This window comes from Streptomyces achromogenes subsp. achromogenes (assembly GCF_000720835.1).
Classification (GTDB): Bacteria; Actinomycetota; Actinomycetes; order Streptomycetales; family Streptomycetaceae; genus Streptomyces; species Streptomyces achromogenes.
Genome location: NZ_JODT01000025.1, coordinates 1 through 15,027, shown reverse-complemented (window position 1 = coordinate 15,027; position 15,027 = coordinate 1). Strand labels below are relative to the sequence as shown.

12 protein-coding genes are annotated in these 15,027 nt (G+C 73.3%); 9 read left to right on the top strand and 3 right to left on the bottom strand.

The window, feature by feature from the left end:
- The first annotated feature begins 96 nt into the window (after positions 1 to 96).
- The 3 genes from IH25_RS0124820 to nudC all read left to right on the top strand — a co-directional run bounded on the left by IH25_RS0124820 (position 97) and on the right by nudC (position 6,277).
- A complete protein-coding gene (locus IH25_RS0124820; RefSeq protein WP_030614695.1) occupies positions 97 to 3,723 on the top strand; it encodes a UvrD-helicase domain-containing protein in 3,627 nt (1,208 codons plus the stop codon).
- A 52-nt stretch (positions 3,724 to 3,775) separates the two neighbouring features.
- A complete protein-coding gene (locus tag IH25_RS0124815; protein WP_030614693.1) occupies positions 3,776 to 5,179 on the top strand; it encodes a dipeptidase in 1,404 nt (467 codons plus the stop codon).
- Between the two features lie 153 nt (positions 5,180 to 5,332).
- A complete protein-coding gene (gene nudC, locus IH25_RS0124810; protein ID WP_030614690.1) occupies positions 5,333 to 6,277 on the top strand; it encodes an NAD(+) diphosphatase in 945 nt (314 codons plus the stop codon).
- 69 nt (positions 6,278 to 6,346) lie between these two features.
- Here nudC and IH25_RS0124805 read toward each other — a convergent pair whose 3' ends face one another.
- A complete protein-coding gene (locus tag IH25_RS0124805; RefSeq protein ID WP_030614688.1) occupies positions 6,347 to 6,589 on the bottom strand; it encodes a mycoredoxin in 243 nt (80 codons plus the stop codon).
- Between the two features lie 225 nt (positions 6,590 to 6,814).
- Here IH25_RS0124805 and IH25_RS0124800 point away from each other — a divergent pair, with 225 nt between their 5' ends.
- From IH25_RS0124800 to IH25_RS0124785, 4 genes are all read left to right on the top strand, one after another.
- Positions 6,815 to 9,010 carry an ATP-dependent DNA helicase UvrD2 gene (locus tag IH25_RS0124800; RefSeq protein ID WP_209445367.1) on the top strand — a complete coding sequence of 732 codons (2,196 nt, stop codon included), beginning with the start codon at positions 6,815 to 6,817 and terminating at the stop codon, positions 9,008 to 9,010.
- 164 nt (positions 9,011 to 9,174) lie between these two features.
- Positions 9,175 to 9,495 (top strand): hypothetical protein, encoded by a 321-nt coding sequence (locus IH25_RS0124795; protein WP_030614682.1) that lies wholly within the window; start codon positions 9,175 to 9,177, stop codon positions 9,493 to 9,495.
- Between the two features lie 173 nt (positions 9,496 to 9,668).
- Positions 9,669 to 10,037, top strand: coding sequence for a WhiB family transcriptional regulator (locus IH25_RS0124790; RefSeq protein ID WP_030614679.1), 369 nt, complete (start codon positions 9,669 to 9,671; stop codon positions 10,035 to 10,037).
- Positions 10,034 to 10,357, top strand: coding sequence for a hypothetical protein (locus IH25_RS0124785; RefSeq protein WP_030614676.1), 324 nt, complete (start codon positions 10,034 to 10,036; stop codon positions 10,355 to 10,357). Before IH25_RS0124790 ends, IH25_RS0124785 begins: the two co-directional genes overlap by 4 nt.
- Positions 10,358 to 10,498: 141 nt before the next feature.
- Here the strand turns inward: IH25_RS0124785 and IH25_RS0124780 are convergent, their stop codons facing one another.
- Together IH25_RS0124780 and IH25_RS0124775 are read right to left on the bottom strand one after the other, a co-directional pair.
- Positions 10,499 to 11,878, bottom strand: coding sequence for an ABC1 kinase family protein (locus tag IH25_RS0124780; protein ID WP_030614674.1), 1,380 nt, complete (start codon positions 11,876 to 11,878; stop codon positions 10,499 to 10,501).
- Positions 11,871 to 13,085 (bottom strand): TOMM precursor leader peptide-binding protein, encoded by a 1,215-nt coding sequence (locus IH25_RS0124775; protein ID WP_030614671.1) that lies wholly within the window; start codon positions 13,083 to 13,085, stop codon positions 11,871 to 11,873. Before IH25_RS0124775 ends, IH25_RS0124780 begins: the two co-directional genes overlap by 8 nt.
- Positions 13,086 to 13,506: 421 nt before the next feature.
- On the opposite strand from IH25_RS0124775, the gene IH25_RS0124770 reads away from it, so the two are divergent.
- Together IH25_RS0124770 and IH25_RS0124765 are read left to right on the top strand one after the other, a co-directional pair.
- A complete protein-coding gene (locus tag IH25_RS0124770; protein ID WP_078844392.1) occupies positions 13,507 to 14,112 on the top strand; it encodes a M48 metallopeptidase family protein in 606 nt (201 codons plus the stop codon).
- Between the two features lie 203 nt (positions 14,113 to 14,315).
- The coding region (locus IH25_RS0124765; RefSeq protein WP_030614665.1) for a TerD family protein at positions 14,316 to 15,027 on the top strand (712 nt) is incomplete at its 3' end.

Genomic DNA, 15,027 nt, shown 5'->3' with positions numbered 1-15,027 from the left:
TGACGCACCCCACCACTCGCGCTGACCTGCGAGTTTCCCATCCCGGGTCACCGGGCGGCGCCCGATTGTCAGTCCCCGCCGCTAGCCTCTTTCGACATGTCCGCCCATATCACCGACCCCGAGCAGCTCAAGGAGCTCCTCGGCATCCCGTTCACCCCGGAGCAGACGGCCTGCATCACCGCGCCGCCCGCCCCGCAGGTGATCGTGGCCGGAGCCGGGTCGGGCAAGACCACGGTGATGGCGGCCCGCGTGGTCTGGCTGGTCGGCACCGGACAGGTCGCCCCCGAGCAGGTCCTCGGCCTGACCTTCACCAACAAGGCCGCGGGCGAGCTGGCCGAGCGCGTCCGCAAGGCGCTGATCAAGGCCGGGGTCACCGACGCCGACTCCCTGGACCCCGACAACCCGCCGGGCGAGCCGGTCATCTCGACGTACCACGCCTTCGCCGGCCGCCTGCTCACCGATCACGGCCTGCGCATCGGCCTGGAACCCAGCTCCCGGCTGCTCGCCGACGCCACCCGCTACCAGCTCGCCGCGCGCGTCCTGCGCGAGGCCCCGGGACCGTACCCGGCGCTGACCCGCTCCTTCGCCGACCTGGTCAGCGACCTGCTCGCCCTCGACTCCGAACTCGCCGAACACCTCGTCGACCCCGAGGAACTGCGCGCCTGGGACGCCGGCCTGCTGCGCACCCTGGAGGGCGCCAAGCTCACCAACGCCGACCTGCGCAAGGTGCCGGAGACGGCCGCCGCCCGCCGGGAACTCGCCGAGCTCGTCCAGCGCTACCGAGCCGAGAAACGACGGCGGGACCTGCTCGACTTCGGCGACCAGATCGCCCTGTCGGCCCGCCTCGCCCGCATCCCCGAGGTGGGCCGCCTGCTGCGCGAGGAGTTCCGCGTGGTCCTCCTGGACGAGTACCAGGACACCTCCGTGGCCCAGCGCGTGCTGTTGGCCGGCCTGTTCGGCGGCGGCACCGGCCACCCGGTGACCGCTGTCGGCGACCCCTGCCAGGCCATCTACGGCTGGCGCGGCGCCTCCGTCGCCAACCTGGACGACTTCCCCGACCACTTCCCGGGCGCCGACGGACGGCCCGCCGCCCGGCAGGCGCTCAGCGAGAACCGCCGCAGCGGCGGGCGCCTGCTCGACCTCGCCAACGGCCTCGCCGCGCCCCTGCGCGCGATGCACGCGGGCGTGGAGGCCCTCCGCCCGGCGCCCGGCGCCGAGTACGACGGCACGGTCCGCTGCGCCCTGCTGCCCACCCACGCCGAGGAGATCGACTGGATCGCCGACTCCCTGGCCCACCTCGTGCGCACCGGCACGCCACCCGGCGAGATCGCCGTCCTGTGCCGGACCGCGACCGACTTCGCCGAGATCCAGGGCGCCCTGGTCGCCCGGGACATCCCCGTCGAGGTGGTCGGCCTGTCCGGGCTGCTGCACCTGCCCGAGATCGCCGACCTCGTCGCCGTCTGCGAGGTGCTGCAGGACCCCGGCGCCAACGCCGCCCTGGTGCGGCTGCTGACCGGACCACGCTGGCGCATCGGCCCCCGCGACCTCGCCCTGCTGGGCCGCCGGGCCCGCCTGCTGGTCGCCCACGCGCGCGTGGACGCCACCGACGACCCCGACCGGAGGCTCGCGGCGGCCGTCGAGGGCGTCGACCCGGCCGAGGTGATATCGCTCGCCGACGCCCTGGACACCTTCCTGGAAACGCCGGCCGAGGGCGACGGGGACGACGACGGGCTGCCGTTCTCGGCGGACGCGCGCGTGCGCTTCGCCCATCTCGCCGCCGAGCTGCGCGACCTGCGCCGCTCGCTGTCCGATCCGCTGATGGACGTCCTGCACCGCGTGCTCGCCGTCACCGGCCTGGAGGTGGAGCTGTCGGCGTCCCCGCACGCGCTGGCCGCCCGGCGCCGCGAGACCCTGTCCAACTTCCTGGACATCGCCGCGTCCTTCGCCGCGAGCGACGGCGAGGCCACCCTGCTGGCCTTCCTCGGCTTCCTGCGCACCGCCGCCCAGTACGAGAAGGGTCTCGACAACGCGCTGCCCGGCGGCGAGAACACCGTCAAGGTGCTCACCGCGCACAAGTCCAAGGGCCTGGAGTGGGACGTCGTGGCCGTCCCCGGCCTCGTCACCGGCACCTTCCCCAGCGCCCAGGGCCGGGAGAAGTGGACCGCCCAGGCCAAGGTGCTGCCGCACGCCCTGCGCGGCGACACCGACACCCTGCCCGACGTCGGCAGCTGGGACGCGCGCGGCGTGAAGTCCTTCCACGAGGCCATGAAGGACCACCAGCACACCGAGGAACTGCGTCTCGGCTACGTCACCTTCACCCGCCCCCGCTCGCTCCTGCTCGGCTCCGGCCATTGGTGGGGACCCAGCCAGAAGAAGAAGCGCGGCCCCTCCGACTTCCTGACCGCCCTGTACGACCACTGCGCCGCCGGGTACGGCGAGATCGAGGCGTGGGCGGAGGAGCCCGCCGAGGACGCGGAGAACCCCGCCCTGCGCACGGCCGACGCCGACCAGGTGTGGCCGCTCCCGCTGGACGCCGGCGCGTTGGCCCGCCGCCGCGCCGCCGCCCGGACCGTCCTCGCCCACCTGGACGCCCTCGCCGCCCGCCCCGAGGGCCCCGGCCCCGCCCTGCACGACCCCGCCGGCGACGAACACCCGGACTGGCCCGCACCACCGGACGACGGCCCGTACGAGGGGCCTTACGGCGAGGAGCCGTACGACGCCCCGTACGACGAAGAGCCGTACGAAGACCCCTACGACCCCTACGGCGACCCGTACGACGGCGACTACGACGGCGACCCGTACGAGGACATCCCCCGCGAGGACAACCCGCCGCCCTACGGCCACGAGCCCGACGGCGACGCGCACGACGGCCGGACGCGCGAGACCCTCCCGGCCGGCACCCCCGCCCCCGTCGACACCTCCGCCCCGGACGGCCCCACCGGCCTGGTCCCGCACCAGGCGTCCGCCCCGCAGGACCGCCCCCGGACCGCCGCCCCGCGGCCCGGCACCGGCCTCACCCCGGAGGAGGCCCGCACCATCGCCTCCTGGGACCGTGACCTGGACGCGCTCACCGGAGAGCTGCTGCGCGCCCGGCAGGCCGTCACCGAGGTCCCCCTGCCCGTCACGCTCACCGCGTCCCAGCTGCTGCGGCTCGCCGAGGACCCCGACGGGCTCGCACAGGAACTCGCGCGCCCCATGCCGCGCCCCCCGCAGCCGGCCGCACGCCGGGGCACCCGGTTCCACGCCTGGGTCGAGGCCCGCTTCGAGGAGCTGACCCTGCCCCTGCTGGAGCCGGACGAGCTGCCCGGCGGCGACGCCGAGATCGCCGACGAACACGACCTCGAAGCCTTGAAGGAGGCTTTCGAACGCACCGAGTACGCCCGGCGCACGCCCTACCGGGTGGAGGCACCCTTCCAGATCTCCCTGGCCGGCCGTGTCATCCGGGGCCGCATCGACGCCGTCTACAGAAACGGCGACGGCGACGAGACGACGTACGAGATCCTCGACTGGAAGACCGGCCGCACCCGCACCGCCGACCCGCTCCAGCTCGCCGTGTACCGCCTCGGCTGGGCCGAGCAGCAGGGCGTCCCGCCGGAGTCGGTCACGGCCGCCTTCCTGTACGTGCGCACCGGCGAGGTCGTACGCCCCGAGGGCCTGCCGGGCCGGGCCGCGCTGGAGCGGCTGCTGACGGGTGAGACGGAGAGCACACGGGAGGCGAGCTGAGTGTGACGAACCGCCCGCCGAGGTTGTCGGTGCGGGCCGATAGGCTCGGAGCATGAGCCAGACCCCGGACAGCGCCGTCCGCACGTACATCGAGCAGCACCGCGCCGCCTTCCTCGACGACCTCGCCGCGTGGCTGCGCATTCCCTCCGTGTCGGCCCGGCCCGACCACGCGCCCGACGTACGGCGCAGCGCCGAGTGGCTCGCCGGCAAGCTCAAGGACACCGGCTTCCCCACCGTGGAGGTCTGGCAGACCCCGGGCGCCCCCGCCGTCTTCGCCGAGTGGCCCTCGGACGACCCGCAGGCCCCCACGGTTCTGGTCTACGGCCACCACGACGTCCAGCCCGCCGCCCGCGAGGACGGCTGGGACAGCGACCCCTTCGAGCCGGTCGTGCGCGACGGCCGCCTCTACGCGCGCGGGGCGGCCGACGACAAGGGCCAGGTGTTCTTCCACACACTCGGCGTCCGCGCCCACCTCGCCGCGACCGGCCGCACCACGCCGGCCGTCGGCCTCAAGCTGCTGATCGAGGGCGAGGAGGAGTCCGGCTCCCCGCACTTCCGGGCGCTGGTGGAGGAGCGGGCCGACCGGCTCGCCGCCGATGCCGTGATCGTCTCCGACACCGGCATGTGGGCCGAGGACACCCCGACCGTGTGCACCGGCATGCGCGGCCTGGCCGAGTGCGAGATCCGGTTCCACGGACCGGACCAGGACATCCACTCCGGCTCCTTCGGCGGTGCCGTGCCCAACCCGGCCACCGCCGCCGCCCGCCTGGTCGCCGCCCTGCACGACGAGCACGGGCGCGTGGCGGTACCCGGCTTCTACGACGGCGTCGTGGAGCTGACCGACCGCGAGCGCGAGCTGTTCGCCGAGCTGCCCTTCGACGAGGAGCGCTGGCTGCGCACCGCCAAGTCGTACGCCGCGCACGGCGAGGCCGGCTACACCACCCTGGAGCGCGTCTGGGCCCGGCCCACCGCCGAGGTCAACGGCATCGGCGGCGGCTACCAGGGCCCCGGCAGCAAGACGATCATCCCGGCCACGGCCATGGTGAAGCTGTCGTTCCGGCTGGTCGCCGGCCAGGACCGCGACCACATCGAGAAGGCGGTCCGCGCGTGGGTCGCCGAGCAGGTGCCCGCCGGGATCCGGTGCGAGACCGTCTTCGGCTCGGCCACGCGCCCGTGCCTGACCCCGCTCGACCACCCCGCGCTGCGGTCCGTGGTCCGCGCCATGGGCCGCGCCTTCGACAAGCCGGTCCGCTTCACGCGCGAGGGCGGCTCCGGACCCGCCGCCGACCTCCAGGAAGTCCTCGGCGCGCCGGTGCTCTTCCTGGGCATCTCCGTCCCGTCCGACGGCTGGCACGCCCCCAACGAGAAGGTCGAGCTGGACCTCCTCCTCAAGGGCGTCGAGACCAGCGCCTACCTATGGGACGACCTGGCCCGGAACTGGCGTACCGCGCCCTGACCGGCCGGCGCCGTACGGAGGGGCACCGCGCGCGGGGCACACTGGAGGAACCGTCCCGCCCCGCCCGCGCCCGACCCGGTGCCCTCCCGCCCACGTCCCGCCCCGCCGAACCGCCCGCCGCAAACCGCTGTACTGGGGGAGTTGGAAGCACACGTGACCACCTGGACCGACCACACAGCCGACCGACCCATCTCGCTGACCGCCCCGAGCGGCATCGACCGCGCCGCCCACCACCGGCTGGACGAGGCCTGGCTGGCGGCGGCGTGGAGCCACCCCACGACCCGCTGTTTCGTGGTCTCCGGCGGCCAGGTGCTCATCGACGAGACGCCGGACGGCCGGACCGAACTCGTCATGACGCCGTCCTTCGAGGCGCCGCTCACCGAGGCACACCGCTATTTCCTCGGCATCGACGAGGAGGGCGTCAGCTACTTCGCGCTCCAGAAGGACTCGCTGCCCGGCCGGATCGACCAGTCCGCGCGCCCGGCGGGGCTGCGGGAGGCCGGACTGCTGCTGTCGCCGCGCGACGCCGGGCTCATGGTGCACGCCGTCGGCCTGGAGAACTGGCAGCGCACCCACCGCTTCTGCTCCCGCTGCGGTGAGCGCACGGTCATCGCGGCGGCCGGTCACATCCGCCGCTGCCCGGCCTGCGGCGCCGAGCACTACCCGCGCACCGACCCGGCCGTGATCATGGCGGTGACGGACGAGGAGGACCGCATCCTGCTCGGCCGGCAGGTGCACTGGCCCGAGGGCCGCTTCTCCACGCTCGCCGGGTTCGTCGAGCCGGGCGAGTCCATCGAGCAGGCGGTGCGCCGTGAGGTGTCCGAGGAGGTCGGCGTCACCGTCGGCCCGGTGGAGTACGTCGCCAGCCAGCCCTGGCCCTTCCCGTCCAGCCTGATGCTGGGCTTCATGGCCCGCGCCACGTCCACCGAGATCGACGTCGACGGCGACGAGATCCACGAGGCCCGCTGGTTCTCCCGGGAGGAACTGCACGCGGCCTTCGAGTCCGGCGAGGTGCTGCCGCCCTACGGCATCTCCATCGCGGCCCGGCTGATCGAGATGTGGTACGGCAAGCCCCTGCCGACCCGCGGCTTCGTGTGACACGTGAAGGGCGGCCCCGGACCTGCCGGGGCCGCCCTTCACGCGCGACGCGGCGCGAGCCGCGGAGCGTTACGCGGCGAGCTTCTGCTTCACCTGGGCCAGCGACGGGTTCGTCAGCGTGGAGCCGTCCGGGAAGAGCACGGTCGGAACCGTCTGGTTGCCGCCGTTCGCCTTCTCCACGAAAGCGGCGGACTCGGGGTCCTGCTCGATGTTGATCTCGCTGTACGCGATGCCCTCCCGGTCCAGCTGGCTCTTCAGCCGCCGGCAGTAGCCGCACCACGTCGTGCTGTACATCGTCACAGTGCCCTGCATATCTCTCGCTCTCCTCGCACGGCTCGGAAAATCTCGTCGCGAAGGAGAACACGGGCGAGCGGAGCCTCATTCCCGGCCGGGGTATGCCCCCCCGCCCCCCTTCGGCGCGTTCGGTGTGATGCCCGCCGCATCAGTACGACGATCAGCCTGTAATCAGTACGACTACGAGCTCCCGCCTGTGGACAACTCGCACAGCCGTCCCTGGCGACCTGGCAGCATGGCGGTGTGACAGCAGCAACGCATTCCACCCTCTTCCCGCGGGTACCGGAGTCGCCCGACGCGGTGCTCGAAGGGCTCGACCCCGAGCAGCGCGAGGTGGCCACCGCCCTGCACGGTCCGGTGTGCGTGCTGGCCGGAGCGGGCACGGGCAAGACCCGGGCGATCACCCACCGCATCGCCTACGGGGTGCGCGCCGGCATCCTGCAGCCGTCCAGCGTGCTCGCCGTCACCTTCACCAACCGCGCCGCCGGAGAGATGCGCGGCCGGCTGCGCCAGCTGGGCGCCCAGGGGGTCCAGGCCCGCACCTTCCACTCCGCCGCCCTGCGCCAGCTCCAGTACTTCTGGCCGAAAGCGATCGGTGGCTCCATGCCCCGGCTGGTGGACCGCAAGATCCAGCTGGTGGCCGACGCCGCCGCCTCCCTGGGCACCCGCCTCGACCGCAACGAGCTGCGGGACGTGACCGCCGAGATCGAATGGTCCAAGGTCACCCAGACCGTCCCCGCCGACTATCCGTACGCGGCTGCGAAGGCCGGTCGGGAGGCGCCCCGCGACCCGGCCGAGATCGCCCACCTCTACGCCGCCTACGAGGACCTCAAGCGCGCCCGCGCCGTGATCGACTTCGAGGACGTCCTGCTGCTGACCGTCGCCGTCCTCCAGGACCGGCACGACATCGCCGAACAGGTCCGCGCGCAGTACCAGCACTTCGTCGTGGACGAGTACCAGGACGTCAGCCCCCTCCAGCAGCGGCTGCTGGACCTGTGGCTCGGCGACCGGGAGAACCTGTGTGTCGTCGGCGACGCCAGCCAGACGATCTATTCGTTCACGGGAGCAACCCCCGATCATCTGCTCGACTTCCGTGTCCGGCACCCCGGGGCCACGGTCGTGAAGCTGGTCCGTGACTACCGCTCGACCCCCCAGGTGGTGCGCCTCGCCAACGGCCTGCTCGCCCAGGCGAAGGGCCGCGCCGCCGGACACCGGCTGGAACTCGTCTCCCAGCGCCCCCCGGGACCCGAGCCCGTCTACACCGAGTACACCGACGAGCCCGCCGAGGCCGAGGGCGCCGCCCGGCGCATCCGCGAGCTGATCGACGCCGGCGTCCCCGCCGCCGAGATCGCCGTGCTGTTCCGCACGAACTCCCAGTCCGAGACCTACGAGCAGGCGCTCGCCGACGCCGGGGTCCCCTACCAGCTGCGCGGGGCCGAGCGCTTCTTCGACCGGCCCGAGGTCCGCAAGGCCGGCGTCGCCCTGCGCGGCGCGGCCCGCTTCGGCGGCAACGACTCCCTGTTGGACGACGCCGTGGACCTGCCCTCGCAGGTGCGGGCGGTGCTGTCCGGCGAGGGCTGGACCACCGAGCCACCGGCCGGCTCCGGTGCCGTCCGGGAGCGCTGGGAATCCCTGGCCGCCCTGGTCGGTCTCGCCCACGACCTCGCCGCCGCCCGGCCCAAGGCCACCCTCGCCGACTTCGTCGCCGAACTGGACGAGCGGGCGAGCGCCCAGCACGCCCCGACCGTCCAGGGCGTCACCCTCGCCTCCCTGCACGCCGCCAAGGGCCTGGAGTGGGACGTCGTCTTCCTGGTCGGCGTCGCCGAGGGCATGATGCCCATCACCTACGCCCGCACGGACGAGCAGATCGAGGAGGAGCGCCGGCTGCTCTACGTCGGCGTCACCCGCGCCCGGGAACGCCTCCATGTCTCCTGGGCTCTCTCCCGCTCGCCCGGCGGTCGCCCCAACCGCAGACCGAGCCGCTTCCTGGACGGCCTGCGCCCCGGGACCACCCCCACCGTCGGGCACACCGGCTCCGGCACGGGCGGCGGAGTCGAGCGCGGGTTCACCGCCGGTGCCGTCGCCGCCCCCCGGCGCACCCAGCGCACCCCCGCCCGCTGCCGGGTCTGCGGGCGCACGCTCACCGACGCGGGCGAGATGAAGCTGATGCGCTGCGCGGACTGCCCCTCGGACATGGACGAAGGGCTCTACGAGCGGCTGCGCGAATGGCGGGCGGTCCAGGCCGAGCGCAGCGGCCAGCCGGACTTCTGCGTCTTCACGGACCGGACGCTCATGGCCATCGCGGAAGCGTGCCCGGAGACCTCCGCCGAACTCGCCCGCATCCCTGGTGTCCTCAGCCGCAAGCTGCGCAGCTACGGCGCCGATGTTCTGGCCATCTGCGCAGGTCAAGAGCCTGGTGAAGCCGACGCGGACGACTGAGGGGAACTCGTCGAAAAAATAGTTTGCGCATGCCCCGGCAATCCCCATAGGTTCTAGGCACGGAAGCAGCGGCCTTCTCTAAGGCCCCGGTTCCGTGTTGTACTTGCATATCCGAGCGGACTGGTTCACTCCAGTCCCTGAGACGCCGAGAGGAGGCGAGCCCAGTGATCAGCATCAACTTCAGCACCATCAGCGCGGCCAAACTGACCGATCGCTCGGCCGTCTCCGCGTGCATGCTCGGCGCCTCGAACCAGGGCACCGGTCTGTCCGGCATCTCTGCCGTGCGTCCGGCGTCCTCCGTTGCCCTCGCGGGTCTTCCCATCCGTGAGCGCGACGAGCGACCGAGCAAGGCACTGGAAGCGGCAGTGGCACAGGCGCACGCCTATGCCTTTGCGGCGGCCGGTGCCGGATTCCGGAAGCAGACGACGCAGCACCACCTGATGTGGGCCTTCCGTGGGCCAGAACCCTGGAGTGATCCAGCCTGATCGCCGATCAGGCCGGCGCCTTCAGGGCCGCGGAACCCCATCCGGGATCCGCGGCCCTTCTGTTTGTCCCGAACGGGACGACGGAGCGAAGGGGCCTCGGGACAAGAAAAGAACCCGGTACCAAGCCGCCACCCGGTCAACCGGCCGGAACGAACAGACGAGGAAGACCAATCGTGCAACTCGAAGCGCACGCCCCGTCCGTACCGCCTTCGCAAACGATCCCCCCGCCCGGCCTCACGGAGGACTCCGCCTTGACCCCCCTCACCACGCTCACCGCGCTCGACGACGCCATCGAGAACCTCGGCGTAGCCGTCCCCTGCCGCTCCTACGACCCGGAGGTCTTCTTCGCCGAGTCGCCCGCGGACGTGGAGTACGCCAAGTCCCTGTGCCGCACCTGCCCGCTCGTCGAGGCCTGCCTCGCCGGAGCGAAGGAGCGGCGCGAGCCCTGGGGCGTCTGGGGTGGCGAGCTGTTCGTCCAGGGAGTCGTCGTCGCCCGGAAGCGGCCGCGTGGCCGCCCGCGGAAGAACCCGGTCACGGCATGAACACCGCAGGAACAATCGATCGCCCCCTCACGCACGACCCCAAGAAGCAGGCCCCGATGAAGCCGTCCACCAGCGAGCCCGCCGGCTCCGCGACCCCAGACTCCACCACCACCGGCGCGACCGAAGCGCGCCAGAACAGGAACCGTGAGATGCAACTCATGCAAGAAGCCCTGGCACGTGCGCATATGCACGACCGGCTTCATGACGCCGTACGGGAACGCCGGGCCATGCGCCTGGCGGTCGCCCAGCGGATGCAGCGCCGGGCCGAGCGCGCCTCGCTGCGCGCGCGCCGCGCGCTCGCCATGGCCGTCATGCAGTGATCAACACCTGAGTAGCGGTGGCCTCCCGGATCCGGGAGGCGAAGCTCCCCGCGGGGGCCGGTCCGGCCGAACGGACCGGCCCCCGCGGCGCGTCGCGCCCCGACGGGAGCCCGTTCCGAACCCCCCCCGAAGGGCGCCGGATCACGCCCCCGCCGCGGTTTCCTCCTCGTCCGGGCCGGCCTCGGCCGCGCCGGTCACGAAGCCCGGCAGCCATTCCTCCAGTTCGTCCCGCAGCCGTACCGTGGCACCCAGCTGGCACAGGACCCCGATGGTGCTGAGGGTCACCCGGTGTATCAGCAGATAGGCCGGCGGCAGATTGAGCCGCTTGCCGAGCTGGTAGGCGGGGGAGCGGGGGTCGGCGATGCGGGCGGCCTGGCCGCGCATCCAGGACCGGGTGAAGGTGAACGCGTCCACCCGGGCCGGCTCGATGATCGGCAGCAGATAGTCCAGGACCGCCTCCGGGTCCAGGTCGATGGTCTCCTTCACGAACCCCTCCGCGCAGAGCAGTTCGTAGACCGTCTCCGCCTCCCCGTCCAGGGTCATCCGCAGGGAGACGCCGATCGGGGTCGGCAGGCCGCCGGGGAGCCGGTCGACCGTGCCGAAGTCCAGCACGCCCAGGCGCCAGTCGTCCTCCCCGCCGGGGCCGCCGGGCAGCAGCCGGAAGTTGCCCGGATGCGGATCGGCGTGCAGCAGGCCGGTGCGCGCCGGGCCCGAGAAGAGGAAGCGGGCCAGCAGCTGACCGGCCCGGTCGCGCTGTTCCTCGGTGCCGTCCGCGATGATCTCCGACAGCGGGATGCCGTCGATCCACTCCGTCACCAGCACCTGCTCGCACTGGTGCACCACCGCGGGGACGACCACGTCCGGGTCACCGGCGAACTCCTCCGCGTGCACGGCCTGGGCCTCGGCCTCCAGGGCGTAGTCCAGTTCCTCGGAGACCCGGTCCCGCAACTCCGCGATCAGCGGCTTGATGTCCATGCCCGGGATGAGCGGGCCCAACAGCCGGGCGAACCGGCTCAGTTGACCGAGATCGGACAGGAGCGCCTCACCGGCGCCCGGGTACTGCACCTTGACGGCCACCTCGCGGCCGTCGTGCCACACCGCCCGGTGCACCTGGCCGATCGAGGCGGCGGCGGCCGGCTTGTCCTCGAACTCCTCGAACAGCTCCCGCCAGTCAGGCCCCAGCCGCTCCTCGAGCACCGCGTGCACCGTGCGGGTCGGCATGGGCGGGGCCGCCTCCTGGAGCTTGGTCAGGGCCGCCCGATAGGGGCCGGCGACCTCCTCCGGCAGCGCCGACTCGAAGACGGACAGGGCCTGCCCGAACTTCATCGCGCCGCCCTTCAGCTCGCCGAGCACCTTGAACAGCTGCTCCGCCGTGCGCTGTTGCAGCTCACGGCCGACCAGCTCCGCGGACTCGCCCACGATCCGCTTGCCCAGCCCCCAGGTCGCCCGGCCGGCGAAGCCGAGCGGGAGCGCGGCGAGCTTGGCGGTACGGGTGACCGCCTTCCGGGGAAGATCAGACATACGCCCTCCAGGTCCCAGTCGGCCGTGCCGCGCCTGCTTCGCGTTGTCGCTCCGTCGACGGCCGTTGCACCGCCATTGTCTCGCGCTGCCCGCCATCGGTTGAGGAGCGCTCCCCTTTACTTCTCCTCACCGCCCCGCAGCCGCACTCCGGATGCGGCCGGACCGGGCGGGCACGCCACTCCAGGCCCGGCAGACAGACCTCCCAGCGGGTGCCCGCACCGGCCGGTGACCGCCCGTCGAGGAAGGCCAGGGCATGGGCCGCCGCGAGACCGGCCACCGTCGTGGCCAGGGCCAGGTCGCAGGCCTCGACCCGGCGGACCCGGCCGGAACGCCACTGGGTGACCAGCCGGGGCCAGACCGGGTCCCGGTCCCGGCGGTCGAGGTCCAGACATCCGGCGCAGCCCGACTCGCCGGGCAGGACCAGCGGCCCGACGACGCCCGTGCCCTCCACCACACCGGCGTACAGATGGGGCGTGCCGGAGGCCAGGAGCTCTTCGGTGGCGCGCGGGTCCGGGGCGTGCACGGCGATGTCCTCCCGGGGCGCGAGGATGACCAGGGAGAGACCCGGATCCCCGGTGCCCGACCCCGGGCGGTGGGCATGGCGGGGCGGGCGCTCGGGTGCGGCGCGGCGGACGGCGGCCCGCGCCGCCGCGTCCCGGCGGTCGCCGAGCGACTCGGCGGTCAGCCCGCCCGGCGCCAGGTCCCACGGCTCCACACGGCCCACGTCCTGCACATCGACCTCGCCCACGCCGGCGCCCGCCAGCACCGACGCCAGCAGAGCGCCGACCCGGCCCGCACCCCGCACCCGGACCCGCAGCGCGCGCCGGGCGGCGAGCCGGGCCGGTGCGCCGCCCGGCTCGGGTGTGACGAGGGACAGCGAGGCCAGGTCGGGGCGCAGCCGGTCGAGGACGTCCGGCCGCTCCCGCAGCGCGTCCGCGGCCGGACCGCCGCCACGGGCGTCGTCGACGAGTCCCGCCCGGGCCAGCCGGGCCACCAGGGTGTCGACCCGGGCGGCCGGCACGCCCGCCCGGCTGCTCTCCGCGCGCAGCGAGGCCAGCCCGCGGGTGCCGTCGAGCAGCTTCAGCAGGCCCTCCGTCGCCGGGTCCACCGGACCCAGCGTCACCGCGTGCGCCGGGGTCATCCCGAACTGCACGGTGCCGCGGTCGCGCCAGCCGCGCCGCAGCGCGGGCTTCACCCTCGGATGCATGCCAGACCCCCGTACCCGTTGAGAAAACTCACAGTGGAAGAAGCGGGAAAGAGCGGAAGGGAGACCCGGACCGCGCCTTCGCCTGCGGAACCGGTCACGATCCGCCGACGCCTGCCAGCATGCCCGGGCCCGCCGCCGGGCGCCGAAAGTTATCCACAGGCCGGCGGGTTAGTCGTACGAATGAGGCGCGTCACCGCCCCCACATCAGGCGCGTCACCGCCCGCACATCAGGCGCGTCACCGCCCGGCACATCAGGCGTGTCACCGTCCGCGCGTCAGGAGCGTCACCGCCCGACGGCGGGATGAACATGGGCCAACAAGATCGGCGGAGCGATCGTACGAATCAAACACATGGTGGGGGATCGGCGGCGAACCCTCCCGGAGCCGGGACTTTGCCCGCGCCCACCGGGTAACGTCGGGGCGTGCCCGCCGACCCTCTGTACCGCGCCGGTGAACCACAGCGCAGCACGACGAGCCAGCCGCCCGGCGGCTCGCGAGCGAGCGCGATCGAGGTTCGCAGGAGCGCCCGGCGCCGTCGCACGGTCTCCGCGTACCGCGAGGGCGATCGCACCGTCGTACTGATCCCCGCCCGGATGTCCGAGGCGGAGGAGCAGCGCTGGGTGACCGTGATGCTCGACAAGCTCGCCGCCCAGGAGAGCAGGAAGATGCTGGGCGACGCCGAGCTGGCCGAGCGCGCCGAGCGGCTGTCGGCCCAGTACTTCGCCGGCCGCGCCCGGCCCGCCTCCGTGCGCTGGGTCACCAACCAGAACACCCGCTGGGGTTCGTGCACCCCCGCCGAGGGCAGCATCCGGCTCTCGCACCGCCTCCAGGGCATGCCCGAGTACGTCGTGGACTACGTGCTCTGCCACGAGCTGGCGCATCTGCTGGTCCCCGGGCACGGCCCCGACTTCTGGCGGTTGCTGGAGTCCTATCCGCGCACCGAGCGGGCCCGCGGCTACCTCGAAGGGGTCGTCGCGGCGGCACGATTGCCGCACGTGCCGGGCGCGCGCGGCGAACGGGACACCTGACGCCCTGTCCGCCGACGCCCCCGACGTGACCGGGACCTCGCGGGGTCCGCGCCTTTCGCCCCCTCCGCGCACCCGCGTGTCCGTGGCCGGGTGTGATTGTGTACCGGCTCTGTACCGACCAGGCCCCTTCGGCGGTGCTGTCGGTCTTTGCCGTTAGCCTGGCGCGACGCACTCACACTCGGGATGGGGGACGGTCGTAACGCATGGCCAGGCAATTCCAACGCGGCCACAAGGCCAGGATCAGTGACCTCACGCCGGGCACGGATCTGTACGTAGGCGTGCAGATCTCGGCTCCCGGTCTGACCTTCGACATCAGCTGCTTCGGCCTGGACGCCGACGAACGGCTCTCGGACGACCGGTACTTCGTCTTCTTCAACCAGCCGAAGTCGCCCGAGGAATCGATCCAGCTGCTGGGCGCGCAGGCGGGCGACACCGAGTCCTTCCGGGTCACGCTCGACAAGATCCCCTCCCGGATCCGCAAGCTGTCCTTCACGGCGACCATCGACGGCGCCGGCCAGATGTCGCAGGTAGCCCCCGGGTACCTGCGCATCGTGGCGGGCGGCGAGGAGGTCGCGCGGTACTCCTTCGACGGTTCGGAGTTCTCCACCGAGCGGGCCGTGATGCTCGGTGACTTCTACTTCAAGGACGGATGGCGGTTCGCCGCGGTCGGACAGGGCTTCGACGGCGGCCTGGAGGCGCTGCTGAAGAACTTCGGCGGCGAGGTGGAGGAGGAGACCCCCGCCGCCCCGCAGCAGCCGCAGCCCGGCGCGGTCCCCGGCTTCGCCCCGCCCGCCCAGGCCACGCCCCCCGCGTTCGCCGCACCGCCGGCCCAGGCAACCCCGCAGCCCGCCCCGGCCCCGCAACCTGCCCCCGCCCCCGCCCCGCAGGGCTTCGCCCCGCCGCCCGGCCACACCC

Excerpts from the sequence above, each read along its gene's own strand:
- IH25_RS0124780 (WP_030614674.1), bottom strand. The coding sequence starts at position 11,878 with ATGTCTGATCTTCCCCGGAAGGCGGTCACCCGTACCGCCAAGCTCGCC.
- IH25_RS0124815 (WP_030614693.1), top strand. The coding sequence starts at position 3,776 with ATGAGCCAGACCCCGGACAGCGCCGTCCGCACGTACATCGAGCAGCAC.
- IH25_RS0124805 (WP_030614688.1), bottom strand. The coding sequence starts at position 6,589 with ATGCAGGGCACTGTGACGATGTACAGCACGACGTGGTGCGGCTACTGC.
- IH25_RS0124820 (WP_030614695.1), top strand. The coding sequence starts at position 97 with ATGTCCGCCCATATCACCGACCCCGAGCAGCTCAAGGAGCTCCTCGGC.
- IH25_RS0124775 (WP_030614671.1), bottom strand. The coding sequence starts at position 13,085 with ATGCATCCGAGGGTGAAGCCCGCGCTGCGGCGCGGCTGGCGCGACCGC.
- IH25_RS0124785 (WP_030614676.1), top strand. The coding sequence starts at position 10,034 with ATGAACACCGCAGGAACAATCGATCGCCCCCTCACGCACGACCCCAAG.